The sequence below is a fragment of the Streptomyces sp. NPDC053048 genome, assembly GCF_044547045.1.
Classification (GTDB): Bacteria; Actinomycetota; Actinomycetes; order Streptomycetales; family Streptomycetaceae; genus Streptomyces.
Genome location: NZ_JBITZS010000012.1, coordinates 70,240 through 93,839 on the forward strand (window position 1 = coordinate 70,240; position 23,600 = coordinate 93,839).

Consider the following 23,600-nt stretch of genomic DNA (forward strand, 5'->3'; position numbering starts at 1 on the left):
GTCCGGATCGCGGACGCCCCCTCACCAGGCATCTGTGTTGTATCTATGCTGTGCGCATGTCTTCCGCACCCGCCGTCCAGGTCAGACAGCCCCCCGCCGCCGAGCGGGTGTACGCGCACGTCAAGGACGGCGTACTGCAACGGCGCTACGAAGGGGGCACGCTCCTGACCGAAGGCGACCTCGCCGAGGCCGTGGGGGTCTCCCGGACGCCTGTGCGCGAGGCGCTGCTGCGGCTGGAGGGCGAGGGGCTGCTCAAGCTCTACCCGAAGAAGGGGGCGCTCGTGCTCGCCGTCTCCGCCCAGGAGATCGCCGACGTGGTGGAGACCCGGCTGCTGGTGGAGAAGCACGCGGCCGCCAAGGCCGTCCCGGCCCCGCCCGCGCTGCTCGAACGCCTCGAGGAACTGGTCGCCGACATGCGCCGCCAGGCCGCCGCCGGCGACCTGGCCGCCGTCTCCCTCAGCGACCGCGCCTTCCACGCCGAGATCGTGCGCAGCGCCGGAAACCGCATCCTGTCCGGCCTCTACGAGCAGCTGCGCGACCGGCAGCTGCGGATGGGCGTCGCCGTGATGCACGCCCACCCCGACCGGATCGCCAAGAACATCGCCGAACACACCGAGATCCTCGAGGCCCTGCGCTCCGGGGACGCCGCCGCCGCGATCGCCGTCGTCGACCGCCACGTCAGCTGGGTCCGCAATCTGGCCCGGGGGGAGACCCGATGAGCTCAGGCCCGCCGGCACTGCCCGGTGATCCACCCGGCGGACGCCGGGTGCTGGCCGTGTGGGGGACCGGCGTCGCGGTCTACTTCGTCGCGATCGTCTTCCGGACCAGCCTGGGCGTCGCCGGCATCGACGCCGCCGACCGCTTCGGCATCAACGCCTCGGCCCTGTCGACCTTCTCCATACTCCAGCTCCTGGTCTACGCCGGAATGCAGATACCCGTCGGCCTGCTGGTCGACCGGCTCGGCACCAGGAAGGTGCTGGCCCTGGGCGTCGTGCTGTTCACCTCCGGACAGCTGGGCTTCGCCCTCGCGCACTCCTACCCCGCCGCCCTCGCCTGCCGGGCGCTGCTCGGCTGCGGCGACGCCATGACGTTCATCAGCGTGCTGCGCCTGGGCGCGCGCTGGTTCCCCGCCCGCACCGGCCCGATGATCGCGCAGGTGGCGGCCCTGTTCGGAATGGCGGGCAACCTGATCTCGACGCTGGTACTGGCCCGGCTGCTGCACAGCGCCGGTTGGACGGCGACCTTCGCGGGCAGCGCCGGAGCGGGCGTGGTCGTCCTCGTCCTGATGCTGGCCTTCCTCAAGGACCACCCCGAGGGCCACGAGCCCGCGCCGGGACCGCGCCCCGCGAAGGGCTTCGTCCGCCGACAGATCGCGCGGGCCTGGCGCGAGCCCGGCACCCGGCTGGGGCTGTGGGCGCACTTCACCACCCAGTTCCCCGCGATGGTCTTCCTCCTGCTGTGGGGGATGCCGTTCCTGGTCGAGGCCCAGGGCCTCACCCGCGGGACGGCCGGCTCGCTGCTGACGCTGATCGTGCTGGTCAACATGGCGGTCGGCCTGGTCTATGGACAGATCATCGGCCGCCACCACGCCGCCCGGCTGCCCCTGGTGCTGGGCACGCTGGCGGCGACGGCCCTGCTGTGGGCGGCGGTCCTCGCCTGGCCCGGGGCGCACGCCCCCATGTGGCTGCTGATCACGCTGTGCGCGGTGCTCGGCGCCTGCGGACCCGCCTCGATGATCGGCTTCGACTTCGCGCGTCCCGCCAACCCGCCCGAGCGGCAGGGCACCGCCTCCGGCATCGTCAACATGGGCGGCTTCATCGCCTCCATCACCACGCTGCTGGCCGTGGGCGTGCTGCTCGACGCGACCGGCGGGAACTACCGGATCGCCTTCGCCTCAGTCTTCGTCCTCCAGGCGCTGGGACTCACCCAGATCCTGCGGCTGCGCGGCCGGGCCCAGCGGCGCGAGCGGGAGCGGATCGTCGCCTCGCGTGTGGAGACCGTGCACGTGCCCGTGTGAACCGGGGCGGGGGCGGGGGCGCGGGCCGGGCCGGTGCCGGGCCGTCAGCGCGTGACCGCGAACTCCCGCAGGATCGCCCCCGCCAGCTGCCGGTCCCCCTCGACCTTGATGTGGTCGGCGACCGCCTCCGGCCGCACCCGCCCGCACGCCAGCCGGGCGTACGTCTCCCAGTCCAGCGCGAACGTCACCGTCGGCCCCAGCGAGACGCTGCTGTCGATCGTCCCCTTGCCCTGCGGCCCGACCCGAACGGTCCGCAGGAACTCCAGCGGGCCGTGCACGTCGAACGCCGCCGTCGAACCCGGCCCGGCCCCGGCCTTCTTGGCGACCACGTCCGGCAGCGCGAGCAGCAGCACGTCCCGGGCGACGACCGCGGCCGGGGAGTCCAGGTTCCCCGGCATCCCCAGCGCCCGCCGCACGTCCTGCTCGTGCGTCCACACGTCGAACGCCCGCAGCGCCAGCATCCGTTCGAGGGTGTGCTCGGCGGCACTGCCCAGCGGCCAGCGCACCGTCGTCTGCGGCGAGCGGTGCTCGTTGCGCAGCTGACGGCAGCGCCGGATGATCGTGTACTCGAGCTCGGAGGTCATCTCCAGGGCCGTGTGGCAGCGCCGCACGTCGACCTGCACCTCGATGTAGCGCGAGAACTCGTCGGTCACGTGCCGCAGATCGCGCGGCAGCGTGTGGATCGGCCGCGGTTCGCCCAGCATTTCGCACTCCACGCCGATGATGTGCGAGACCACGTCGCGCACGGACCACCCCGGGCACTCGGTGGCCCGGTTCCAGTCGCTCTCGGCGAGCGTTTTCACCAACTCGTTGACGGATTCGATGGAGTGGGTCCAGGCGTCGATGGCGGGCTGAAGACTCGGGTGGACTGTCACGGGCGGATCCCTCGGCGGTGCTGGGCGGCGGGTGCGTGCGCGTGGGCGGCAAGTGGTGTCTGGGTTCTACGCAGTTAAGTTACGCTGCGGACGGTCGCCCCGGCAGAGGTTTCGTGTGACGCATGCGGAGAGTGGTGGTACTGTGCGCGCCTCTTTGATCCAGCTCGGTGTGGACGACGATGAGACCGCCGCCGCCCGCCGCGAACGCGCCGCCGCCCTCGTACGGCGGCAACAGGGCAGTGACCTGGTGGTCCTCCCTGAGCTGTGGCCCGTGGGCGCCTTCGCCTACGAGGCCTTCGACCGCGAGGCCGAGCCGCTGGACGGGCCGACGGCCGAGGCCATGTCGCACGCGGCACGGGACGCGGGGGCCTGGCTGCACGCCGGTTCCATCGTCGAACGCTCCTCCGAGGGGCCGATGTACAACACCTCCCTCGTCTTCTCCCCGGCCGGCGCCCTGGTGCGCGTCTACCGCAAGATCCACCGCTTCGGCTTCGACAAGGGCGAGGCCGTCCTGATGGGCGCGGGCGACCGCCCCGTCACCGTCCGCCTCCCGGACACCACGCTCGGCCTGGCCACCTGCTACGACCTGCGCTTCCCCGAGCTCTTCCGCGCCCTGACCGACGCCGGTGCCCACACCTTCGTCGTCCCGGCCGGCTGGCCCGAGCGCCGCCGCGAACACTGGACCCTGCTCGCCCGCGCCCGCGCGGTGGAGAACCAGTCCTACGTCCTGGCCTGCGGCACCGCCGGCACCCACGCGGGCGTCCAGCAGGCGGGCCACAGCATCGTCGTCGACCCCTGGGGCGAGGTCCTGGCCGAGGCGGGCCACGACGAGGAGGTCCTGACCGTCGACCTGGACCCGGGCCGGGTGGCGAAGACACGGGAGGAGTTCCCGGCGCTGAAGGACAGGGTGTTGGGGCGCTGACGCGCATCCGCGGGAGGCGGTTGCTAGTCCGCGTAGTCCTTCAGCTTCTCGGTTTCGAGGGTGATGCCGACGGGCTGGGGAATCTCGACGACCTTGCCGAAGGTCCACGACCTGCTGAGGCGGTACTTTCCGTGATCCGGCTCGTGGTGGACGGTGAGGGTGCAGTCGTCCCGGTCGATGAGCAGGTAGACCGGAATCCCGGCAGCCGCGTATCCGTCGCGCTTCTCCCGGCGGTCGCGCCGATCGGTGTCCGGATCGCCCGACGTGATCTCGACAGCCATCAGGACCCCGTCAGGATCGGCCCACTCGCCCTGCCCGGCGAAGTACTCCTCGGGCGCGAGGGTGCCGTCCGGGCGCGCTCGTCCCTTGCGGTAGGCCTCGACCTTCAGCCCCTGCTCAGGAAACAGCGACAGCTCCGGACGCTGTTGCATGCACTGTTTGATGAGCCACATCAGCATCTGACCGTGATTCCCGTCCGGCACGGGCTTGACCTCGATCTTTCCGTTGATGAACTCCAACCTGATGGTTTCGGGAGCCCTGCGGGCCAGCTCCTCGAAATCCTCAGTGAGTACCTGAGGCTGGTCAGCGGTGCTGGGGGTCATGGCGTCGCCTCCTCCCCCCAATGGTGCCCCGATGACGGGAGGCGCGTCGTGCACAGCGGTCATGCGCGGATCCTTTCGCTCGAGCGGGCAGCCGCCCGCAGCTCCGCGACGCGGGCGCGGACCTCGTCCGCACGCTCGGGCGGCTCCGGGGGACGCGGCTCGCCCCGGCAGTCCCGGCACAGCCCACCCGGCAGTGCCTCCGGGCGGCCCGGTACGCCGCAGACGGCGCACTCCATGTAGCGCAGGGGCGCCGGGCGGGGCTCCGGCTCCGGCTCCCGCTCCGGCGGCAGCCTGTCGATCAGGCGGCGGCGTGTCAGCCCGCCCGGAGACTCGACCTCGGGCGGCAGTCTCTCCGTGAGCGCACGGATGATCTCCGGCTCGGTCGCCCCACGCGCCAGCCACTCCGCCGCGAGCGGCTCCAGTGCCGCGCACTCCGCCGCCGACAGCGCCAGCCGGGAATCGGTCCTGATCAGCCTCGCCAGCACCGCGTACGCCCGCGATTGCGCGGGGCGGCCCGCGGGCGGCGGCGGGGGTGGTGCCGGTGCCGGTGCCTCGTCCTCGTCCGGGACGTCGCCGCGCAGGAAGCCCGCCCACCACGCGTCGTCCCGCGCGGTCCGCGAGAAGTACGTACGGGTCACCCAGCGCTTGCCGTCCTCGGTGAGCAGGTGCTCCTTGACCCGCCGCAGGTGCCCGGCCTCGGTGAGCCGCTTGAGCGCCGTCCGGCAGGCCGCCTGGCCGTACTCGGGGCTCTCCTTGGCCAGCGTCTTGGCATCCATCGCCGCTCCCTCGGGAAGGCGGTCGATCAGTGCCGCGATCGCCGCTTCACGCCTGGGCAGGTGTGCGAAGTCGCCCTTGCGGCGGGCGGTTTGGCCGGGCGCGCTGTGTTTCCCGTAGCCGGGGTTGGCCATGGAGCGTGCGGGGGCAAGCGGAACGGCACTAGAGTTGGCAGAAGCCACGGATCGAACCTCTATCTTCGATCTCGGAGGTCAGGCCCCGGCATGGTGTTGCTAGCACCCGCCGGGGCCGTTTGTTGTTGCGCACGCTAGACGGTCGCAACGCGGCGTCGCAACCTGATCACAAAAAGTCATCTGCGCGTGCTATGGCGGCACTTGGGTGGGTGGGTGGGTTGTACCAACCCACCCATTCCTTGGATAAAGGGCTCGGGTTCCGCGGCCCGGGGCCCGGAGCTCAAAAAGTCGCGCCGCCAGGTGGCTGTGACACCACGTTCATGCGGGGATGGCACGCTTGAACCATGAACCATGCTTCTCGTGCCCGCGTCCGTGCCCCCGAACTGATCGGCAAGGGTGGCTGGCTCAACACCGGCGGGAAGGAACTCAGCCTCGCCGAGCTCCGAGGTAAGTGCGTTGTTGTCGATTTCTGGACGTTCTGCTGTGTGAACTGCCTGCACGTCCTCGACGAGCTCCGTGAGCTCGAGGAAGCGCACCGCGACACCGTGGTGATCGTCGGCGTGCACTCGCCGAAGTTCGTGCACGAGGCCGAGCACCAGGCCGTCGTCGACGCCGTCGAGCGGTACGAGGTGCACCACCCCGTCCTGGACGACCCCGAGCTCGCCACGTGGAAGCAGTACGCCGTCCGCGCCTGGCCCACGCTCGTGGTGATCGACCCCGAGGGCTACATCGTCGCCCAGCACGCGGGCGAGGGGCACGCCCACGCGATCGCGAAGCTGGTCGAGGAGCTGGAGGCCGTGCACGAGGCCAAGGGGACGCTGCGGCGCGGCGACGGGCCCTACGTCGCCCCCGAGCCGGTCGCCACCGATCTGCGCTTCCCCGGCAAGGCCGTGCTGCTGCCCAGCGGCAACTTCCTGGTCTCCGACTCCACCCGGCACCAGCTGGTGGAGCTGGCCGCCGACGGCGAGACGGTCGTGCGCCGCGTCGGCACCGGCGAGCGCGGGTTCACCGACAGCCCCGCGAGCTTCAGCGAGCCGCAGGGCCTGGCGCTGCTGCCCGACGGCACCGTGATCGTCGCGGACACCGTCAACCACGCGCTGCGCACGTACGACCCGGCCACCGGCGAGGTGCGCACGGTCGCCGGGACCGGTCGCCAGTGGTGGCAGGGCTCGGCGACCTCCGGCGCCGCCCGTGAGGTCGACCTGTCCTCGCCCTGGGACGTGGCCTGGTTCGCCGACCGGGTGTGGATTGCCATGGCGGGCGTGCACCAGCTGTGGACGTACGACCCGGCCACGGCCACGGTCGCCGTGGCGGCCGGCACCACCAACGAGGGCCTGGTCGACGGGCCGGCGGCCGAGGCCTGGTTCGCCCAGCCGTCCGGGCTCGCCGCCGCCGGGGACCGGCTGTGGCTCGCGGACTCCGAGACCTCGGCGCTGCGCTGGGTCGAGCGGGACGGTGACGGCTTCGCCGTCCGCACGGCCGTCGGCGCCGGGCTCTTCGACTTCGGGCACCGGGACGGCGACGCCGCGCAGGCCCTGCTGCAGCACCCGCTCGGCGTCACCGCGCTGCCCGACGGGTCGGTGGCCGTCTCGGACACCTACAACCACGCGCTGCGCCGCTACGACCCGGCGACGGGCCAGGTCACCACGCTCGCCACGGATCTGCGCGAGCCGTCGGACGCCGTGCTCGCCGGCGAAGACATCGTGGTCGTCGAGTCCGCCCGGCACCGGCTGACGCGGCTGCGGCTGCCGGAGGAGGCCGTGCGGGTCGAGGCCGTCGAGCACCACACGCGGCGTGAGGCGACGGAGGTCGCCGCCGGCAGGCTGCTGCTGGACGTGGTCTTCCAGGCGCCGGCCGGCCAGAAGCTGGACACCCGCTACGGGCCGTCGACGCGGCTGCTGGTCAGCTCCACGCCGCCCGGTCTGCTCGCCGAGGGCGCGGGCCAGGGCACCGATCTCAGCCGTGAGCTGGTGCTGGCGGACGGGGTGGACGAGGGCGTGCTGCACGTCTCGGCGATGGCGGCCTCGTGCGACGACGACCCGGCCAACGAGTACCCCGCCTGCCATGTGCACCAGCAGGACTGGGGTGTTCCGGTCCGGGTGGTGGCCGGTGGCGCCGAGCGGCTGCCGCTGGTGCTGGCGGGGCTGGACGCCTGAGCGCGAGGCGACGGTCGAGTGCTCGGCCCCGGCCGAGCGCTCAGCGCACGAACCGGTGGTCCTCCTCGATGACGGGGGCCGCCGGGCGCGGCGGCTGCATCCTGCGGCGCTTGAACACGCTCACATAGGCGCTCAGCCCCAGCAGGCCGGCCGCCATGAGGATCAGGCCCACCAGGGGGATGTTCATGCCCTCGATGTGCCAGTCGACCGCGAAGGTGAGGATGCCCCCCGCCGCGATCAGACCGATGCACCATCCCATTCCCATGGGGAAACGCCTCCCGTTGTGATCGGCCGTGCCGTGAGTGGCCGGCCCGGACAGGGCGGGTACCCCGGTCCGGGACGGCCAATCAGGGATCGGGGCCGGCTCGCCGGTCGGCGGCTACCACTCGAGGGCGGTGGCCTCGTCGTACAGCCAGTACGTCGTGCGGGCGGAGTCGTCGATGTGCAGCTTTCCGCCCGGCGCGGCGGCCTGCGCCGGGTCGCCCTCGATGGGGTCGCCCTTGGGCGTCTGGAAGGTGACGGAGATCCGCTGGGCGTCGCGGCCCTTGCCGCCGGAGCCGTCGGCGGCGGAGGTCCGCACCCCGGCGTAGGCGGACTTGCCGGGCTTGAGCCCGATGCGGTCCTGCGGCTTGCTCTCCTCGACGACCACGGCTGTGGCCTGATCCTGGTCGAAGCGCAGGAAGGGGAAGCCGTAGGCGAAGCAGGTGGACTCGGAGGTGTTGGTCGCCACCAGCAGGACGTGGTTGACGGGCGACTTCACCGCCCTGACCTCGAGCTTGACGTCACCGGGCGCACAGGCGTCGCCCTTGTCCTGGGGCTTGGGCTTCTCGTCGGCGACGCTGTCCTGGCCTCCGCTGCCGCCGTCGCCGCTCGCCTCGTCGCCCGCCTCGGCCGGGGCACCGGAGGCCTGGCCGTCGGCCTTGGCCTTGTCGTCCTTGCCGCCGTCACCGTCGCCGCCGCATGCGGTCAGGGTCAGGGCGGCGACGGCAGTGAGCGCTGCGGCGGCGATCCGCAGGGTGCGGGTGGTCATGGTGCTTCCCCCGGTGGGATGTTCGAGTCGGTAGGCGCTGTGTATATCAGCCTTCGAGGAAGGCGGTGAGCGCGGCGGCCAGCAGGTACGGGTCGTCCGCGCCGCACAGCTCGCGCGCCGAGTGCATGGACAGGATGGCCACGCCGATGTCCACGGTGGTGATGCCGTGCCGGGCGGCCGTGATGGGGCCGATCGTCGTACCGCAGGGCATCGCGTTGTTGGACACGAAGTGCTGCAGGGGAACGCCGGCCCGCTCGCACGCGGCGGCGAAGACGGCCCGGCCGCTGCCGTCGGTGGCGTAGCGCTGGTTGACGTTGACCTTCAGCAGCGGGCCGCCGTTGGGCATCGGGTGGTGGTCCGGGTCGTGGCGCTCCGGGTAGTTGGGGTGCACGGCGTGGCCGGTGTCGGAGGACAGGCAGACGGTGCCGGCGAAGGCGCGGGCCCGGTCCTCGTAGGTGCCGCCGCGTGCGAAGACCGAACGTTCGAGGACGTTGCCGAGCAGGGGTCCCTCGGCGCCGGTGTCGGACTGGCTGCCGTTCTCCTCGTGGTCGAAGGCGGCCAGCACGGGGATGCACGGCAGGCTCGCGGAGGTGGTCGCGGTGGTCAGCGCGGCCAGGCCGGCGTGGACGGACAGCAGGTTGTCCATGCGCGGGCCGGCCAGCAGCTCGCGGTCGCGGCCGAGGTAGGCGGGGGCCTCGACGCTGTGGACCATCAGGTCCCAGCCGCCGACCTGTGCGGCGTCCAGGCCCGCCTCCTGGGCGACGAAGCGGATCAGGTCGCCCTCGTCGACCTTGCCCAGGCCCCAAATGGGCGTCATGTGGCGCTGCTTGTCGAGCTTGAGGCCGTCGTGGTTGACGGTGCGGTCGAGGTGCACGGCGAGCTGCGGGACGCGCAGCAGCGGGCGGTCGATGTTGACGAGGTGGTGGCTGCCGTCGCGCAGGGTGAGCCGGCCGGAGAGGCCGAGGTCGCGGTCGAGCCAGGTGTTGAGCAGGGTGCCGCCGTAGAGCTCGACGGCCACCTGGCGCCAGCCGTGGGAGCCGGTGTCGGGCAGCGGCTTGACGCGCAGGTTCGGGGAGTCGGTGTGGGCGCCGATGATGCGGAACGGGGTGGCGGCGGTGGCCCCTTCCGGTACGTACCAGGCGATGATGGCACCGCCGCGCGTCACGTATCGGCCGCCGGCCTGTGCGTCCCAGGCGTCGGTTTCCGCGACCTGGCGGAAACCGGCCTTCTCCAGCCGCTCGGCGGTGTTGGCCACCGCGTGGTACGGCGACGGACTGGCCGCGAGGAAGGTCATCAGGTCGTCGGTGTGGCCGCGGTCGAAGCGGTGCGCAGAGCTCATGGCCTCAGGATAGGGACAAGGGGCAGGAGCCGGGCGTTCCTTTCGGTGCCCGGCTCCCGCCCCTGGAGTCCCCGTGTCGTCGGGCGACTTGGAAAGCGGTCCTTGGAACGAGGTTCTTGGAACGAGGTTCCTAGAACGCGGCCTCGTCCAGCTCCATCAGGGAGTTGTCGACGGCCTCGGCGAGCGAGCGCTCGACGGAGACGCGCGGCAGGATGTCGGTGGTGAAGAACTTCGCCGCCGCGATCTTGCCGGTGTAGAACGCCTTGTCCTTGGCGGAGGCGCCGGCCAGCTTCTCGGCGGCCACGGCCGCGCCCTTGAGCAGCAGGTAGGCGACGACGACGTCACCGGAGGCCAGCAGCAGGCGGGTGGTGTTCAGGCCGACCTTGTAGATGTTCTTGACGTCCTCGCCGGTGGCGGTGAGGTCGGTGATCATCTTGCCGACGATCGCCTCCAGGTCCACCGCGGCCTTGGCGAGCGCACCGCGGGCGCCGGCCAGGTCCTCGCCGCCGGCCTCGGAGGCAAGGAACTTCTTGATCTCCTCGGAGAGGGTGTTCAGGGCCTGGCCCTGGTCACGGACGATCTTCCGGAAGAAGAAGTCCTGGCCCTGGATCGCCGTGGTGCCCTCGTAGAGGGTGTCGATCTTCGCGTCGCGGATGTACTGCTCGATCGGGTACTCCTGCAGGTACCCGGAGCCGCCGAAGGTCTGCAGCGACTGGGCGAGCTGCTCGTAGGACTTCTCGGAGCCGTAGCCCTTGACGATCGGCAGGAGCAGGTCGTTGAGGCCGTGCAGGGCCTTGGCGTCCTCGCCCGCGGCCTCCTTGACCACGATCTCGTCCTGGACGGAGGCGGTGTAGAGGACCAGGGCGCGCATGCCCTCCGCGTACGCCTTCTGCGTCATCAGCGAGCGGCGCACGTCGGGGTGGTGGGTGATGGTGACCTTGGGCGCGGTCTTGTCCATGAAGTTGGCCAGGTCCGGACCCTGCACCCGCTCCTTGGCGTACTCCAGCGCGTTGAGGTAGCCGGTGGAGAGGGTGGCGATCGCCTTCGTGCCGACCATCATGCGGGCGAACTCGATGATCATGAACATCTGGCGGATGCCGTCGTGCTTCTCGCCGATGAGCCAGCCCTTGGCGGGGTGCTTGTCGCCGAAGGTCATCTCGCACGTGTTGGAGGCCTTCAGGCCCATCTTGTGCTCGACGTTGGTGGCGTAGACGCCGTTGCGCTCGCCCAGCTCGCCGGTCTCGAAGTCGAACTCGTACTTCGGCACGAGGAAGAGGGACAGGCCCTTGGTGCCCGGTCCGGCGCCCTCGGGGCGGGCGAGGACGTAGTGGAGGATGTTCTCCGCCATGTCGTGCTCACCCGAGGTGATGAAGCGCTTCACGCCCTCGATGTGCCAGGAGCCGTCCTCCTGCTGCACGGCCTTGGTGCGGCCGGCGCCCACGTCCGAGCCGGCGTCCGGCTCGGTCAGCACCATGGTGGAGCCCCACTGCTTCTCCACCGCGATCTTCGCGATGTGCTTCTGCTGCTCCGTGCCCTCCTCGAAGAGGATGCCGGCGAACGCCGGGCCCGAGGAGTACATCCAGACGGCCGGGTTGGAACCCAGGATGGACTCGGCGTAGGCCCAGATCAGCGAGCGCGGGGCGGTGGTGCCGCCGATCTCCTCCGGGATGCCCAGGCGCCACCACTCGGCGTCCATGTACGCCTGGTAGCTCTTCTTGAAGGTCTCCGGAACCGGGGCGGTGTTGGTCTCGGGGTCGAAGACCGGGGGGTTGCGGTCCGCGTCGGCGTAGGAGTCGGCCAGCTCGTTCTCCGAGAGGCGCGTGATCTCCGACAGGATGTCCTTGGCGGTCTCGACGTCCATCTCCGCGAACGGACCGGAGCCGTACAGCTTGTCGCGGCCGAGAACCTCGAAGAGGTTGAACTCGATATCGCGGAGATTCGACTTGTAGTGGCCCATGACAGACGGCTCCGTAGGTGACGGGAGGGCGATCCTCTGTGCGTACCGGTCAGTAAGCAGCATGATGCTACCCAGCGGTAACAAGACGCAAGACCTGATCGCCCAACTGTGACTCGTTACGCTTTGGCCCATGTACGGCTACGACCAGAACGCGGCACAGCAGGGCTACGCGCCTCCGCAGCAGCCCGGTGGCTACGGCGAGCAGCCGCTCTACCCCGAGCCGTCGCCCCCGTCGCTCGCCGACGCGGTACGGGCCTTCACCACGGGACAGATGTCCGCCGAGGACTTCCAGACGATCTTCGCCAACTCCAAGGTCTACTGCCCGCGCGGCGACAACCCCGGGTTCCTGGCGCTGCACAACACCCAGCAGCCGGTGATCCCGATGTTCACCTCGCTCAAGGAGCTGCGCCGGTACGCGGGCAAGGAGTCCAAGTACTTCGTGATCACCGGCGCCGAGGTGCTGGACCTGCTGCCCACGGGCTACGGGTTCGTCCTGGACATGGAGGGCGACCACCGCATCGTCTTCGACGCGAAGTCGGTGGAGCAGATGGTCGACTTCGCGATGCGCCGGATGTACGGCTGAGCGGCGGCTACCCGGTCGCGCGTTCGTAGAGTCGCTTGATCGCGCTGCCGAAGTAGGGGCTGTACGAGGTCTCCTCGTCGCCGCCCTCGTCCTTGCCGCCCAGGACCCCGATGATCGTGCCCAGGCCGGTGGCGGCGTCCACGTCGGTGAGGAACGGGCTGCCGCTGGTGCCGTTGGGCAGGCCGGCGCAGTCGAAGCGCAGCTGGGTGCGGCTCTCGGTGTCCGTCGTGTTCTGGCAGGACAGTGGGCGTTCCCCGCTGTTGGGGTAGCCCAGAACCCGGGCGGGCCGGCGCGTCGGCGGGTCGAAGCGGATGCGCTCCGCGCCGGTGATTCGTTCGAGGGGCGTGCGGCCTTCGACCGGGCGGACCCGCAGGAATGCCACGTCGTGGTCCGGGTCGCGGTCCGCGGCCCACTCCGGGTCGATGTCGATGGAGGTCGGCACCCACACCCCGTACGGGGCCTCCCCGTCCCGGTAGCCCGGCACGAAGGCGACGTCGGTGCGGAAACCGCCCTGGTGCACGCAGTGCGCCGCGGTGACGACCAGGTCCTCGGTGCGGCTGTGCACCACGCTCGCCGTGCAGCCGTGCCCGGGTGCACCCCCGGCGGTGTAGAACAGCGGGCCGACGGCCGCCGAGGGCTCGGCCTCCTTCGCGGCCGGGGGGTCCGAGGGGGTCAGCGGGTCCTTCCGGCCGGCGTCCCGTCCGGCGGGCGCGTTCAGCGGGGCGGGTGCCGAGGCGTCGACGCGCACGGCGGACCTCATCGCCTCGCCCGTCTCCTCGGCCCGTTCCTTCGGCTGCTCGAAGTGGCCGGTGGCGTCGCCGTCGGCCGTCGGGCCGCCCGTCGCCGGCACGCGGCCCGCCACGAGCAGGCCGACGACGGCGAGGACCGCCACGGCGGCGGCGAGGACGGCGTGTTTCAGGCGCATTGATCAAGTGTCCCTCTTCGGGGTGCGAGCCCCCCTCCGGGAATACGCGCACCCTTGCAGATGGTTCATTGTTCAACTAACTTTGACGGCGCCAACCACCCGAGGAGGCCGCAATGCCCGCCGTGACCGTAGAGAACCCGCTGGTCCTGCCCCGTGTCGCCGCTCCCGCGCAGGCGCGGCAGCGCCCGGTGCTGTACGTCGGCACCGCGCCGGCAGGCTTCGAGGGCGAGGGCTTCCCCGTGCGCAGGGCGTTCGCGGGGATCGACTACCGCCACCTCGACCCGTTCATCATGATGGACCAGATGGGTGAGGTGGATTACGCCGCCGGCGAGCCCAAGGGCACCCCCTGGCACCCCCACCGCGGCTTCGAGACCGTCACCTACCTGATCGACGGCACCTTCGTGCACCAGGACACCCACGGGGGCGGCGGCACGATCAAGGACGGCGACACCCAGTGGATGACCGCCGGCTCCGGTCTGCTGCACATCGAGGCCCCGCCGGAGGCCCTGGTCGCCAGCGGCGGGCTCTTCCACGGCCTCCAGCTGTGGGTGAACCTGCCGCGCAAGGACAAGATGATGCCGCCCCGCTACCAGGACATCGGCGGCGGCAAGGTCAGGCTGCTGACCTCCTCGGACGGCGGCGCGCTGGTGCGCCTGATCGCCGGTGAGATCGGCGGTCACCAGGGGCCGGGCATCACCCACACGCCCATCACGATGACGCACATATCGCTGCGCCCCGGCGCCGAGCTCACCCTGCCCTGGCGCCCCGACTTCAACGCCCTGGCCTACGGGCTCGCCGGCCACGGCACCGCGGGCGCCGAGCGGCGGCCGTTCGGCACGGGCCGGACCGTGGTCTTCGGAGAGGGCGACGCGATCACCGTCAGGGCCGACGACGCGCAGGACTCGCGCAGCGAGGACTTCGAGTTCGTGCTGCTGGGCGGGCAGCCGATCCGCGAGCCGATGCGGCACTACGGGCCGTTCGTGATGAACACCGACGCCGAGCTGGCGCAGGCCTTCGAGGACTTCCGGGCCGGGCGGCTCGGCACGGTCCCCGCCGACGCGGCCTGACCCGGCATCGGGCCCGCCGGGCTCGGTGATCGGCCTCTGATCGGCCTCTGATCGGCCCCACCGGGCTCGGGTGATCGGCCCCGCCGGGCTCAGGTGATCGCCTCGAAGTCCTCCTCCGAGGCGGCCTCGTAGAGCTCGAACCAGATGTTCTTGCCCTCGCCCCGCGGATCGACCCCCCACGCCCCGGCCAGCAGCTCCATCAGCACCAGGCCGCGCCCGGAGGAGGCCATCTCCCCCGGGTGGCGGCGGTGCGGCAGCTCGTCGCTGGCGTCCTCGACGTCCACGCGCACCCGGCGCCCGCCGGGCCGCCCCGATATCTCCGCGATCAGCAGCGCGTCCCCGTCCGTGTGCACCAGGACGTTGGTGACCATCTCGGAGACCATCAGCACCGCCGAGTCGGTCTGGTCGGGGTCGGGCCAGTCGTGCATCAGGTCGCGGATCTGCTGCCGGGCCTCCGCGATGCGCTCCGGCTCGGCCTGCGCGACGGTCAGCACCGTGCGCCGGGGCGGGCGCGGGACGGCGGGCGGGGCGCCGACCCCGGTGGGGGCCGGCAGGTCGCGGCGCAGGAGCAGCAGGGCGATGTCGTCCTCGCGGCGGTCGATGAGCGGCCCGGTCGTGTAGTGCGAGGGCGGCCCGTGGACGGCCTGGACGAGCGCGTCGGCCAGCTTCTCCAGGCCGCCGCCGTCGCCGTCGCCGTCCGGCGGATGGCCCTCGACGACCTCGCGCAGCCGGTTCCAGCCGGTCTCCAGGTCGTGGCCGCCGGTCTCGATGAGCCCGTCGGTGCACACCAGCATCGTCTCGCCCGGTTCGAGGACGATCCGCGTGGTGGGGTAGTCGGTGTCCGGGACGATGCCCAGCGGCAGCCCGCCCGCCGTGGGACGGACGAGCATGGTGCCGTCGCTGAGCCGGATCGCCGGATCGGGGTGGCCGGCGCGGGCGATGACCAGCGTCCCGCTGCTGGGGCAGGCCTCGATGTAGAGGCAGGTGGCGAAGCGCTGCTCCGCGCCTTCGTCGCCGTCGCCGTTGATCCCGGCCAGGAAGCGGGAGGCCCGCGAGAGCACCGCGTCGGGGTGGTGGCCCTCGGAGGCGTAGGCGCGCAGGGCGATCCGCAGCTGGCCCATCAGCCCGGCCGCCCGCACGTCGTGCCCCTGGACGTCGCCGATGACCAGGGCGATCTTCCCGGAGGGCAGCGGGATCATGTCGTACCAGTCGCCGCCCACCTCCAGCCCGCCGCCGGTGGGCACGTAGCGCGCCGCCACCGACATGCCGGGCACGTCGGGCTGCACGGTGGGCATCATCGAGCGCTGCAGGCCGACGGTCAGCTCGCGCTCGGACTCGTGGACGCTGGCCCGGCCCAGGGCCTGGGCGAGCATCCGGGCGACGGTGGTGAGCACCGAGCGCTCGTCGGGGGTGAAGGAGACCGGGATGCTGAAGCCGGCCATCCAGGCGCCGATGGTGCGGCCCGCGTTGATCAGTGGCAGGAAGGCCCAGGAGCGCCGGCCGAAGTGTTCCACCAGCGGGTAGATGGTGGGGAAGCGGCGCCGGTAGTCGTCGGGGGAGGGCAGGTAGACCGCGCGGCCGGTGCGGATGACCTCGGCGGCCGGGTAGCCGGTGTCCATGGGCTGGTCCAGGAACTCCTCCATGTCCCCGGGCGCGTAGCCGTGGTGGCCGATGAGCTTGACCCGCCCGCCCTCGCTGACGAACACGGCCAGCCCCGACGGCTCGAAGCCCGGCATCGACAGGGTCGCCGCCACCCGCAGCACCTCGGCCGTCGAGCGTGCCTCGGCCAGCGCCCGGCCGGCGTCGAGCAGGAAGGCCTCGCGGTTGCGCCGCCAGTCGCCCGTGACCGGGGTGCGGGCGGCGGAGGTGCCCTGCTGCGGCTCGGGGACCTCCTCGAGGGTGCCCACGAGTTTGTAGTCACCGCCGTGCCCGAAGGGCTTGGTGCGGCTGCGCACGGTCCGCAGCACCCGGCCCTCCTCGTCCACGATCCGGATGCGGGCCTCGGCCAGCGTGCCCTCGGCCACGGCGAGGTTGATGATGCCCTGCACCTCCACCCAGTCCACGGCGTGGAAGCGGGCGCGGGCGGCCGACTCCGACAGCTCCACCCGGGTGGGCGGCAGGCCGAGCAGCCGCGCGGCCTCGGCGTCGAAGGTGACCCTGCGCGAGACGTTGTCCCAGTGCCACAGGCCGGTCGCGACGGCGGCCAGTACGTCCTCGGTGCGCATTGCCCCACCTTATGCAGGTATGCACAGGGGAGACCACCGATGCCGGGTGGGGCAGTACCCTTGCTTGGTGCTGTATGCACTGTGCGGCGCACCTGACGACCAACGCCCTCGACCACGACTTGGATGAACGATGCATCGGTACCGGTCCCACAACTGCGGCGAGCTCCGTGCGGCTGACGTCGACACCGACGTCCGTCTGAGTGGCTGGCTGCACAATCGGCGCGACCTGGGCGGCATCCTCTTCATCGATCTGCGCGACCACCACGGTCTGGTCCAGCTCGTGGCCCGGCCCGGCACCGCCGCCAACGAGGCGCTGAGCCACCTGACCAAGGAGACCGTCGTCCGCGTCGACGGCAAGGTCATGAGCCGTGGCGCCGAGAACGTCAACCCCGAGCTGCCCACCGGTGAGATCGAGATCGAGGTCACCGAGGTCGAGGTGCTCGGTGCCGCCGAGCAGATCCCCTTCACCATCAACACCGAGGACGGGGTGAACGAGGAGCGCCGTCTGGAGTACCGCTTCCTCGACCTGCGCCGCGAGCGCATGCACAGCAACATCATGCTGCGCTCCGCCGTCATCTCCTCCATCCGCGAGAAGATGACGAACCTCGGCTTCAACGAGATGGCCACCCCGATCCTGTCCGCCACCTCCCCCGAGGGCGCGCGCGACTTCCTGGTGCCCTCCCGTCTGCACGCCGGCAAGTTCTACGCGCTGCCGCAGGCCCCCCAGCAGTTCAAGCAGCTGCTGATGATCGCGGGCTTCGACCGCTACTTCCAGATCGCGCCCTGCTTCCGTGACGAGGACGCCCGCGCCGACCGCTCGCCGGGCGAGTTCTACCAGCTCGACATGGAGATGTCCTTCGTCGAGCAGGAGGACGTCTTCCAGGTCATCGAGAAGGTCATGACCGACCTCTTCGAGGAGTTCGGCAACGGCCGCCACGTCACCTCCCCCTTCCCGCGCATCCCCTTCCGCGAGGCGATGCTCAAGTACGGCTCCGACAAGCCGGACCTGCGGGCGCGGCTGGAGCTCGTCGACGTCACCGACGTCTTCGAGGGCTCGGAGTTCAAGGCCTTCGCCGGCAAGCACGTGCGTGCCCTCGCGGTGCCCGCCGTCCAGGACCAGCCGCGCAAGTTCTTCGACGGCCTGGGCGACTTCGCCGTCGAGCAGGGCGCCAAGGGCCTGGCCTGGGTCCGCGTGGGCGAGGGCAACCAGCTCTCCGGCCCGATCGCCAAGTTCCTCACCGCCGAGAACGTCGAGGCGCTCGCCGGCCGCCTGGGCCTCGAGCCCGGCCACGCGGTCTTCTTCGGCGCGGGCGACTTCGACGAGGTCTCCAAGATCATGGGCGCCGTGCGCGTCGAGGCCGCCAAGCGCGCCGGCCAGTTCGAGGAGAACGTCTTCCGCTTCTGCTGGATCGTCGACTTCCCGATGTTCGAGAAGAACGAGGACACCGGCCAGATCGAGTTCTCCCACAACCCGTTCTCCATGCCCCAGGGCGGCCTCGAGGCCCTGGAGACGATGGACCCGCTGGACATCCTGGCCTGGCAGTACGACATCGTCTGCAACGGCACCGAGCTGTCCTCCGGCGCCATCCGGAACCACGAGCCCGAGGTCATGTACAAGGCCTTCGAGATCGCCGGTTACTCCAAGGAGGACGTCGAGCGCGAGTTCGGCGGCATGCTGCGCGCGTTCAAGTTCGGCGCCCCGCCGCACGGCGGCATCGCCCCCGGCATCGACCGCATGGTGATGCTGCTGGCCGACGAGCCGAACATCCGCGAGACCATCGCCTTCCCGCTCAACGGCAACGCCCAGGACCTGCTGATGGGCGCCCCGAGCGAGGTCGACGACGCCCGCCTGAAGGAGCTCCACCTGAGCATCTACAAGGGCGCGGCCAAGGCGACGCCGTACAAGCCGACGAAGTAACCGTCACCCGGCATGCGAAGGGGCCCGGCAGCCGTGCTGCCGGGCCCCTTCGCATCCCCCCGTCGTTCCCGTCCGTTTCAGACCAGGGCGGCCTCTATCGGCACTCTCGGGCAGCAGCCCGCCGCCTGGTGGACCGCGCGCGAGAGCCGGCCCGGCGTCAGCCGGTCGGCCCGGAGCACGGACCGCACCCCGTACTCCGCGACCGCCATCAGCTCGGTCTCGCCCAGCTCCTGCGCGACCAGCACCAGCGGCGCGCGGCCCGCGCGCGCCAGGCGGCGCAGCTCGTCCGGGCCGTCCTGGTCGTGCCGGCCCATGACCAGGATGTCGACGGCGGCGTCCTCGTCCCCCCGGACCACGCCGACCCCGGGCAGGGCCCGCAGCTGCCGGACGATGCGGTGGCGGCCCAGCTCGTCGGCGGCACGGACGTTCACGGTGATGCGTTTCTCGAACACTGCTCTTCCTCGTCTTCCCCCGCGTCTCGTCCTTCCCATCGTGTGCTCGGGGGCTGAACGAACGATTGCCGATCGATCAACGGCCTAGCCGTTGCCCTCCTTCAGGGCGATCCCCTGGAGGTTGTAGAGGGTGCCGTCGGCGGACTCGGCCTTGGACGGGTAGAGGATCTGCGCCCGTACGTCGAGTGGGGTGTTGGGCTCGATGCTGTGCCCCGTCGCGGGCGACTCGAGGACGACGTGCCCGTCGACGCTGCCGTCCTTGACCACGGTGTACCAGTGCTGGTTGTACTGCGGGTTGAACCGGCCGGGCACGGGCAGGTCGAAGACCAGCTGCCACTGCTGGATCCGGTTCTTGCTGGCCGCCAGCTCGAAGAGGAACGACCACACGTAGCCCTTGGCCTCGGGCGGCCAGGACTGCTCGAAGCCCGTCTTCTCCTTGACGGTGATGTCGATCTTCGGGGGCGTGACCTTGGTGGTGAAGGAGGCGGACTTGTAGGGCGAGGTGTTGGTGACCTTCTTGGTGTCGATCTTCGAGGTGACGGTGAGGTCGCCGGTCCAGTTCTGCTGGATCGTGCCGCTGATGCGGATGACCGCCTTGCCGCCCTTGGGGAGCTTCAGGGGCTGGGTGAACGCGCCGCCGTCAACCGTGCCCTGACCGGCGGTGGCACCGCCGGAGAGCTGGGGAGCGTCGAACTTCACCCCCGTGAGCTGTGCCGGGAAGGCGCCGGTGAGGTCCGCCTCGGCGACGTCGCCCGGCCCGTTGTTCTGGACGGTCATGGCGTACGAGACGGGCTTCCCCGAGTCCGCGACCGCCGGGCCCCGCATCCCCAGCGGGACGTCGGCCGTCGGCGGCGCGGTCACCTTGGTGGTGACGGAGTCGGAGTACTTCGTCGCGATGTTCGATCGGGTCTCCGAGGCGATCGTGGCATCGCAGGTGATGTCACCGACGACACCGGTGTTGATCGTCCCGTTCAGCGGGATGACGGCGCCGCCGCCCTTGGGGAGGACCAGTGGCTGGGTGAACGTGCCGTTGGTGATGGTCCCGGCACCGGCGGTCGCGCCGCCGGTGAGCTCGATCGTCCCGAAGACCGTGCCTGAGACCTCGGTGGGGAGCTTGCCTGTCACCTTGGCGTCGGGCACGGCGTTGGGGCCCTTGTTCGACACCGTGATCCGGTAGCCGATCGGCGAACCAGCCGTCGCGGCCTGCGGCCCGGCCATCGCCAGCGGCATCTCGGCCGGGAGCGTGACCGCCAGATCGCGGACCTCGTAGTTGTTGGTGCACATACCGGTGGCCGCCGAGAGGCCCAGTTTGAGCGTGGCGGGCAGCGCCGCCTGGCCGGTCGCGTTCCTCAGGTCGTAGTCGATCAGCCGCTGCCAGGCGTTGTCCTTGCGGACGGAGACCGTCACCACGCGGTCGACGACCGTCAGCAGCACCCGCGTGGGGCTCTGCCGGCTCAGGCTGAGCGCCGGCAGCCCGGCCCCGGTGAGATAGCGGTAGCCGTCGTACTGGTCGCCCGAGCCGCGCAGCACGACGTTGTTCGGCCTCGGTCCCGGTCCGCCGTTACCGGCCTGGTTCGGATCGGAGAACGAGCCGTACTGGTCGACGCCGATGCCGATGTAGCCCTTGGTCACGCCGGGCTTCTGCTCCGCTCCGCCTTTCTGGTAGCAGGCATAGCCCAGCGCCCCGCCCGGACCGCCCGCCCCGGTCTCGTACGCGCCGTCGATCAGGAAGAACGACATGCCGTCGGCGACGGTCGAGGACCCGCCGTGGGCCGCGAGGTCGAACTCCACCGAGATGCCGTCGGTGCTGGGGAAGGCGATGTTCAGCAGGGCGGTGCCCGCCTGGTAGGTCTGCGCCTGGGTGAGGCTGAGCCAGCCCTCTCCGGTCATCTTCGCCGAGCCGTACAGCTTCCAGTCGGGCGGAACGGTGGTGCCTGCGAACGACTGCTTGTAGGGGAAGAGCGACATCAGAGGGACCTCCGGTGTGCGAACCCGTCGCGTACGCGAAGAACAGACGGACCGTACGCCGGGCCCACGCCGGTCACAGGGGCGCCTACGAGCCAGCCGGTGACATCCGGACAGGCGGCGGCCGGCGGCCTCTCCACCGGCGCCGGTTCCTGACAAGTGCGCCGTGGCCGTGGCCGGAACCGGCTCGGTAACCGTTTCTGCCGGCAGACCGGCGAGCGCGGCATGGCGTTAAATGCTCCACCGCCGTTCCGTATGCGTGAGGGCCCGGGACCGCCGTAGCGGTCCCGGGCCCTCACGGCCGGATGCCCGTCATGCTCAGGCGGCGGTCTCCCCGCCGCCGAAGCGCTCGGTGTACGAGGCCAGGTCGTCCTCGGTGATCTTCGCGAAGAGCACCGGCGGCACGGTGAACGGCGTGCCGGCCGGGACGAACGTCAGCGACTTCGCCTCGTCCTGGGTGACCCAGGTGGCGTTGTCGACCTCCAGCTGGAAGGCCGAGCGCATGGCGGCCGCCGAGGCCGGGATGAAGGGCTCGGAGACGATCGCGTAGAGGTGGATGAGGTTCATCGCCGTGCGCAGGGTGAGCGCGGCGCCCTCGGGGTCGGTCTTGATCTCCAGCCAGGGGGCCTTGGTCTCCAGGTAGGAGTTGCCCGCGCTCCACAGGGCGCGCAGCGCCTGCGCAGCCTTGCGGAACTGCAGCTCCTCCAGGTGCCGCTCGTACTCCGCGAGCAGCTCGGCGATCTGGCGGCCCAGCTCGGCCTCGGCCTCGCCCTCCTCGTTGCCGGCCGGGACGTTGTCGCCGAAGCGCTTGCGGGAGAAGGACAGCACGCGGTTGACGAAGTTGCCGAGGGTGTCGGCGAGGTCCTTGTTGACCGAGGCGGCGAAGTGCTCCCAGGTGAAGGAGGAGTCGTCGGACTCCGGCGCGTTGGCCATCAGGAAGTAGCGCCAGTAGTCGGCCGGCAGGATCTCCAGGGCGGCGTCGGTGAAGATGCCGCGCTTCTGCGAGGTGGAGAACTTGCCGCCGTAGTAGGTGAGCCAGTTGAAGGCCTTGACGTAGTCGACCTTCTTCCAGGGCTCGCGCGTGCCGAGCTCGGTGGCCGGGAACATCACCGTGTGGAACGGGACGTTGTCCTTGGCCATGAACTGCGTGTAGCGCACGTCCTCGGCCTCGTACCACCACGACTTCCAGTCGCGGTCCGCCTCGCCCTGCTCCGCCCACTCCTTCGTCGCGCCGATGTACTCGATCGGCGCGTCGAACCACACGTAGAAGACCTTGCCCTCGGCCGCCAGCTCCGGCCAGGTGTCGGCCGGGACGGGGACGCCCCAGTCCAGGTCACGGGTGATCGCCCGGTCGTTGAGGCCCTCGGTCAGCCACTTGCGGGCGATGGAGGAGGCCAGCACCGGCCAGTCCTTGCCGTGCTCGTCGATCCACGCCTCGACCTCGCCCTGCAGCTTCGACTGGAGCAGGAAGAGGTGCTTGGTCTCGCGCACCTCCAGCTCGCTGCTGCCGCTGATCGCCGAGCGGGCGTCGATCAGGTCCGTCGGGTCCAGTACGCGGGTGCAGTTCTCGCACTGGTCGCCGCGGGCCTTGTCGTAGCCGCAGTGCGGGCAGGTGCCCACGATGTAGCGGTCCGGCAGGAAGCGGCCGTCGGCGAGGGAGTACACCTGGCGGATCGACCGCTCCTCGATGAACCCGTTCTTCTGCAGCTGACGCGCGAAGTGCTGGGTGATCTCCCGGTTCGCCGGGGAGGAGCTGCGGCCGAAGTAGTCGAAGGACAGCTGGAAACCGTTGTAGATCGCCTTCTGCGCGTCGTGCTGCTGCGCGCAGAACTCGGCGACGGGCAGCCCGGCTTCCTTGGCGGCCAGCTCGGCCGGCGTGCCGTGCTCGTCGGTGGCGCAGATGTACAGCGCCTCGCGGCCGGTCTGGCGCAGGAAGCGGGTGTAGACGTCCGCCGGGAGCATGGACCCCACCATGTTGCCCAGGTGCTTGATCCCGTTGATGTACGGAAGGGCGCTGGTGATGAGGTGTCGAGCCATTGCGGCTGCTCCCTGGTCGGTGTGTGTGCAGATTGAGGTGCACCTTTAGCGTATCCGAGGGCCAGGGGCGTACCGCGCGGCGTTTATGACGGCTGTGTCAACGCATCCAGGCCCGCCAGGGCCGGGTGATCAGCTCCCGGTAGGTGTGGTGCGAGGGGTTGCGTCCCGCGTGCCGGAACGTCCAGCTCTGGGCCGTCGCCGCGTCCTCGTCCGGCTCCGATTCCGCTCCGCACACCACGCACTGCATGGCGTAGGTGACCGGCTCGGCGTCGGGCTCCCGGTCGGGCTGCAGCGTCCAGGTGCCGAAGAGGAAAACCGTTCGTGCGGTCACTGGTGCCACCCCCCGGGACCGTCGGCCGTCTCCTCCTCGGAGACGGGACGGGCGTGCTCGGGCGGGCAGTTCCACTCGAGCCCGCCGCGCGGCGGTCGTAGCTGTAGGTAACCGGCGTGGTGGTCCATGACCTGTCCGAGCCGACCGGTCCGGGTGTCGACGGCGTAGGCGCCGGGGGGAATTTCGTTGCTCACGCCCTATGCATGCCCACTCCGACGGCACCTGATCAGCCGGGCGGGTAAATACGGAGAGTGATATGCCGGGCCGTCGGGATGACGGCGGCCCGGCGGT

The 23,600-nt window shown here is 70.9% G+C and carries 21 protein-coding genes; 7 read left to right on the forward strand and 14 right to left on the reverse strand.

All coding sequences use genetic code 11. The features are described from left to right. Positions 1–56 precede the first annotated feature (56 nt). Entirely contained in the window at positions 57–719 is a 663-nt protein-coding gene (locus ACIG36_RS29130) for a GntR family transcriptional regulator (RefSeq protein WP_399934146.1), read from the forward strand. Then, on the forward strand, positions 716–2,017 hold the full coding sequence (locus ACIG36_RS29135) for a nitrate/nitrite transporter (RefSeq protein WP_399934149.1): 1,302 nt from the start codon (positions 716–718) through the stop codon (positions 2,015–2,017). Before ACIG36_RS29130 ends, ACIG36_RS29135 begins: the two co-directional genes overlap by 4 nt. Before the next feature lie 44 nt (positions 2,018–2,061). Here the strand turns inward: ACIG36_RS29135 and ACIG36_RS29140 are convergent, their stop codons facing one another. Then, complete coding sequence (locus ACIG36_RS29140; protein ID WP_399934152.1) at positions 2,062–2,892, reverse strand: maleylpyruvate isomerase family mycothiol-dependent enzyme; 831 nt, start codon at positions 2,890–2,892, stop codon at positions 2,062–2,064. Positions 2,893–3,034: 142 nt separating this feature from the next. Between ACIG36_RS29140 and ACIG36_RS29145 the strand changes: the two genes are divergently transcribed. After that, positions 3,035–3,814 (forward strand): carbon-nitrogen family hydrolase, encoded by a 780-nt coding sequence (locus tag ACIG36_RS29145; protein ID WP_399934155.1) that lies wholly within the window; start codon positions 3,035–3,037, stop codon positions 3,812–3,814. Positions 3,815–3,837: 23 nt separating this feature from the next. On the opposite strand, the gene ACIG36_RS29150 is transcribed toward ACIG36_RS29145, so the two are convergent. Together ACIG36_RS29150 and ACIG36_RS29155 are read right to left on the reverse strand one after the other, a co-directional pair. Continuing rightward, a complete protein-coding gene (locus tag ACIG36_RS29150; protein WP_399934157.1) occupies positions 3,838–4,416 on the reverse strand; it encodes a Uma2 family endonuclease in 579 nt (192 codons plus the stop codon). Between the two features lie 59 nt (positions 4,417–4,475). Then, a complete protein-coding gene (locus ACIG36_RS29155; protein ID WP_399934160.1) occupies positions 4,476–5,324 on the reverse strand; it encodes a hypothetical protein in 849 nt (282 codons plus the stop codon). A gap of 344 nt (positions 5,325–5,668) precedes the next feature. Between ACIG36_RS29155 and ACIG36_RS29160 the strand changes: the two genes are divergently transcribed. Then, positions 5,669–7,480, forward strand: a complete 1,812-nt coding sequence (locus ACIG36_RS29160; protein WP_399934163.1) for an NHL domain-containing thioredoxin family protein — start codon at positions 5,669–5,671, stop codon at positions 7,478–7,480. A gap of 40 nt (positions 7,481–7,520) precedes the next feature. Here the strand turns inward: ACIG36_RS29160 and ACIG36_RS29165 are convergent, their stop codons facing one another. From ACIG36_RS29165 to ACIG36_RS29180, 4 genes are all read right to left on the reverse strand, one after another. Continuing rightward, a complete protein-coding gene (locus ACIG36_RS29165) occupies positions 7,521–7,745 on the reverse strand; it encodes a hypothetical protein (protein WP_399934166.1) in 225 nt (74 codons plus the stop codon). 114 nt (positions 7,746–7,859) lie between these two features. After that, on the reverse strand, positions 7,860–8,510 hold the full coding sequence (locus tag ACIG36_RS29170) for a DUF4232 domain-containing protein (RefSeq protein WP_399934169.1): 651 nt from the start codon (positions 8,508–8,510) through the stop codon (positions 7,860–7,862). Between the two features lie 46 nt (positions 8,511–8,556). Continuing rightward, positions 8,557–9,849 carry a M18 family aminopeptidase gene (locus ACIG36_RS29175; protein ID WP_399934172.1) on the reverse strand — a complete coding sequence of 431 codons (1,293 nt, stop codon included), beginning with the start codon at positions 9,847–9,849 and terminating at the stop codon, positions 8,557–8,559. Between the two features lie 130 nt (positions 9,850–9,979). Beyond that, positions 9,980–11,806, reverse strand: coding sequence for an acyl-CoA dehydrogenase (locus ACIG36_RS29180; protein WP_399934175.1), 1,827 nt, complete (start codon positions 11,804–11,806; stop codon positions 9,980–9,982). Between the two features lie 130 nt (positions 11,807–11,936). Between ACIG36_RS29180 and ACIG36_RS29185 the strand changes: the two genes are divergently transcribed. Further along, entirely contained in the window at positions 11,937–12,389 is a 453-nt protein-coding gene (locus ACIG36_RS29185) for an SseB family protein (protein WP_399934178.1), read from the forward strand. A gap of 7 nt (positions 12,390–12,396) precedes the next feature. Here the strand turns inward: ACIG36_RS29185 and ACIG36_RS29190 are convergent, their stop codons facing one another. Beyond that, a complete protein-coding gene (locus ACIG36_RS29190; RefSeq protein ID WP_399934180.1) occupies positions 12,397–13,314 on the reverse strand; it encodes a trypsin-like serine peptidase in 918 nt (305 codons plus the stop codon). 113 nt (positions 13,315–13,427) lie between these two features. Here ACIG36_RS29190 and ACIG36_RS29195 point away from each other — a divergent pair, with 113 nt between their 5' ends. Then, positions 13,428–14,381 carry a pirin family protein gene (locus ACIG36_RS29195; protein WP_399934183.1) on the forward strand — a complete coding sequence of 318 codons (954 nt, stop codon included), beginning with the start codon at positions 13,428–13,430 and terminating at the stop codon, positions 14,379–14,381. 89 nt (positions 14,382–14,470) lie between these two features. Here ACIG36_RS29195 and ACIG36_RS29200 read toward each other — a convergent pair whose 3' ends face one another. After that, entirely contained in the window at positions 14,471–16,606 is a 2,136-nt protein-coding gene (locus tag ACIG36_RS29200; RefSeq protein ID WP_399934186.1) for a SpoIIE family protein phosphatase, read from the reverse strand. A gap of 130 nt (positions 16,607–16,736) precedes the next feature. Here ACIG36_RS29200 and aspS point away from each other — a divergent pair, with 130 nt between their 5' ends. Further along, the gene (gene aspS / locus ACIG36_RS29205) at positions 16,737–18,524 is read left to right on the forward strand and encodes an aspartate--tRNA ligase (protein ID WP_399934189.1); all 1,788 of its coding nucleotides are present in this window, start codon (positions 16,737–16,739) and stop codon (positions 18,522–18,524) included. Between the two features lie 77 nt (positions 18,525–18,601). Here the strand turns inward: aspS and ACIG36_RS29210 are convergent, their stop codons facing one another. The 5 genes from ACIG36_RS29210 to ACIG36_RS29230 all read right to left on the reverse strand — a co-directional run bounded on the left by ACIG36_RS29210 (position 18,602) and on the right by ACIG36_RS29230 (position 23,503). After that, positions 18,602–18,976 carry a DNA-binding response regulator gene (locus ACIG36_RS29210; protein WP_399934191.1) on the reverse strand — a complete coding sequence of 125 codons (375 nt, stop codon included), beginning with the start codon at positions 18,974–18,976 and terminating at the stop codon, positions 18,602–18,604. An 84-nt stretch (positions 18,977–19,060) separates the two neighbouring features. Next, positions 19,061–20,944, reverse strand: coding sequence for a hypothetical protein (locus ACIG36_RS29215; protein WP_399934193.1), 1,884 nt, complete (start codon positions 20,942–20,944; stop codon positions 19,061–19,063). Between the two features lie 315 nt (positions 20,945–21,259). Then, the gene (metG, locus tag ACIG36_RS29220; RefSeq protein WP_399934196.1) at positions 21,260–22,978 is read right to left on the reverse strand and encodes a methionine--tRNA ligase; all 1,719 of its coding nucleotides are present in this window, start codon (positions 22,976–22,978) and stop codon (positions 21,260–21,262) included. A 97-nt stretch (positions 22,979–23,075) separates the two neighbouring features. After that, positions 23,076–23,309, reverse strand: a complete 234-nt coding sequence (locus tag ACIG36_RS29225) for a hypothetical protein (RefSeq protein ID WP_399934199.1) — start codon at positions 23,307–23,309, stop codon at positions 23,076–23,078. Further along, complete coding sequence (locus ACIG36_RS29230) at positions 23,306–23,503, reverse strand: hypothetical protein (RefSeq protein WP_399934201.1); 198 nt, start codon at positions 23,501–23,503, stop codon at positions 23,306–23,308. Before ACIG36_RS29230 ends, ACIG36_RS29225 begins: the two co-directional genes overlap by 4 nt. Positions 23,504–23,600 lie beyond the last annotated feature (97 nt).

Excerpts from the sequence above, each read along its gene's own strand:
- ACIG36_RS29130 (WP_399934146.1), top strand. The coding sequence starts at position 57 with ATGTCTTCCGCACCCGCCGTCCAGGTCAGACAGCCCCCCGCCGCCGAG.
- ACIG36_RS29135 (WP_399934149.1), top strand. The coding sequence starts at position 716 with ATGAGCTCAGGCCCGCCGGCACTGCCCGGTGATCCACCCGGCGGACGC.
- ACIG36_RS29150 (WP_399934157.1), bottom strand. The coding sequence starts at position 4,416 with ATGACCCCCAGCACCGCTGACCAGCCTCAGGTACTCACTGAGGATTTC.
- ACIG36_RS29155 (WP_399934160.1), bottom strand. The coding sequence starts at position 5,324 with ATGGCCAACCCCGGCTACGGGAAACACAGCGCGCCCGGCCAAACCGCC.
- ACIG36_RS29160 (WP_399934163.1), top strand. The coding sequence starts at position 5,669 with ATGAACCATGCTTCTCGTGCCCGCGTCCGTGCCCCCGAACTGATCGGC.
- ACIG36_RS29165 (WP_399934166.1), bottom strand. The coding sequence starts at position 7,745 with ATGGGAATGGGATGGTGCATCGGTCTGATCGCGGCGGGGGGCATCCTC.
- ACIG36_RS29170 (WP_399934169.1), bottom strand. The coding sequence starts at position 8,510 with ATGACCACCCGCACCCTGCGGATCGCCGCCGCAGCGCTCACTGCCGTC.
- ACIG36_RS29175 (WP_399934172.1), bottom strand. The coding sequence starts at position 9,849 with ATGAGCTCTGCGCACCGCTTCGACCGCGGCCACACCGACGACCTGATG.
- ACIG36_RS29180 (WP_399934175.1), bottom strand. The coding sequence starts at position 11,806 with ATGGGCCACTACAAGTCGAATCTCCGCGATATCGAGTTCAACCTCTTC.
- ACIG36_RS29185 (WP_399934178.1), top strand. The coding sequence starts at position 11,937 with ATGTACGGCTACGACCAGAACGCGGCACAGCAGGGCTACGCGCCTCCG.
- ACIG36_RS29190 (WP_399934180.1), bottom strand. The coding sequence starts at position 13,314 with ATGCGCCTGAAACACGCCGTCCTCGCCGCCGCCGTGGCGGTCCTCGCC.
- ACIG36_RS29195 (WP_399934183.1), top strand. The coding sequence starts at position 13,428 with ATGCCCGCCGTGACCGTAGAGAACCCGCTGGTCCTGCCCCGTGTCGCC.
- ACIG36_RS29200 (WP_399934186.1), bottom strand. The coding sequence starts at position 16,606 with ATGCGCACCGAGGACGTACTGGCCGCCGTCGCGACCGGCCTGTGGCAC.
- aspS (WP_399934189.1), top strand. The coding sequence starts at position 16,737 with ATGCATCGGTACCGGTCCCACAACTGCGGCGAGCTCCGTGCGGCTGAC.
- ACIG36_RS29215 (WP_399934193.1), bottom strand. The coding sequence starts at position 20,944 with ATGTCGCTCTTCCCCTACAAGCAGTCGTTCGCAGGCACCACCGTTCCG.
- metG (WP_399934196.1), bottom strand. The coding sequence starts at position 22,978 with ATGGCTCGACACCTCATCACCAGCGCCCTTCCGTACATCAACGGGATC.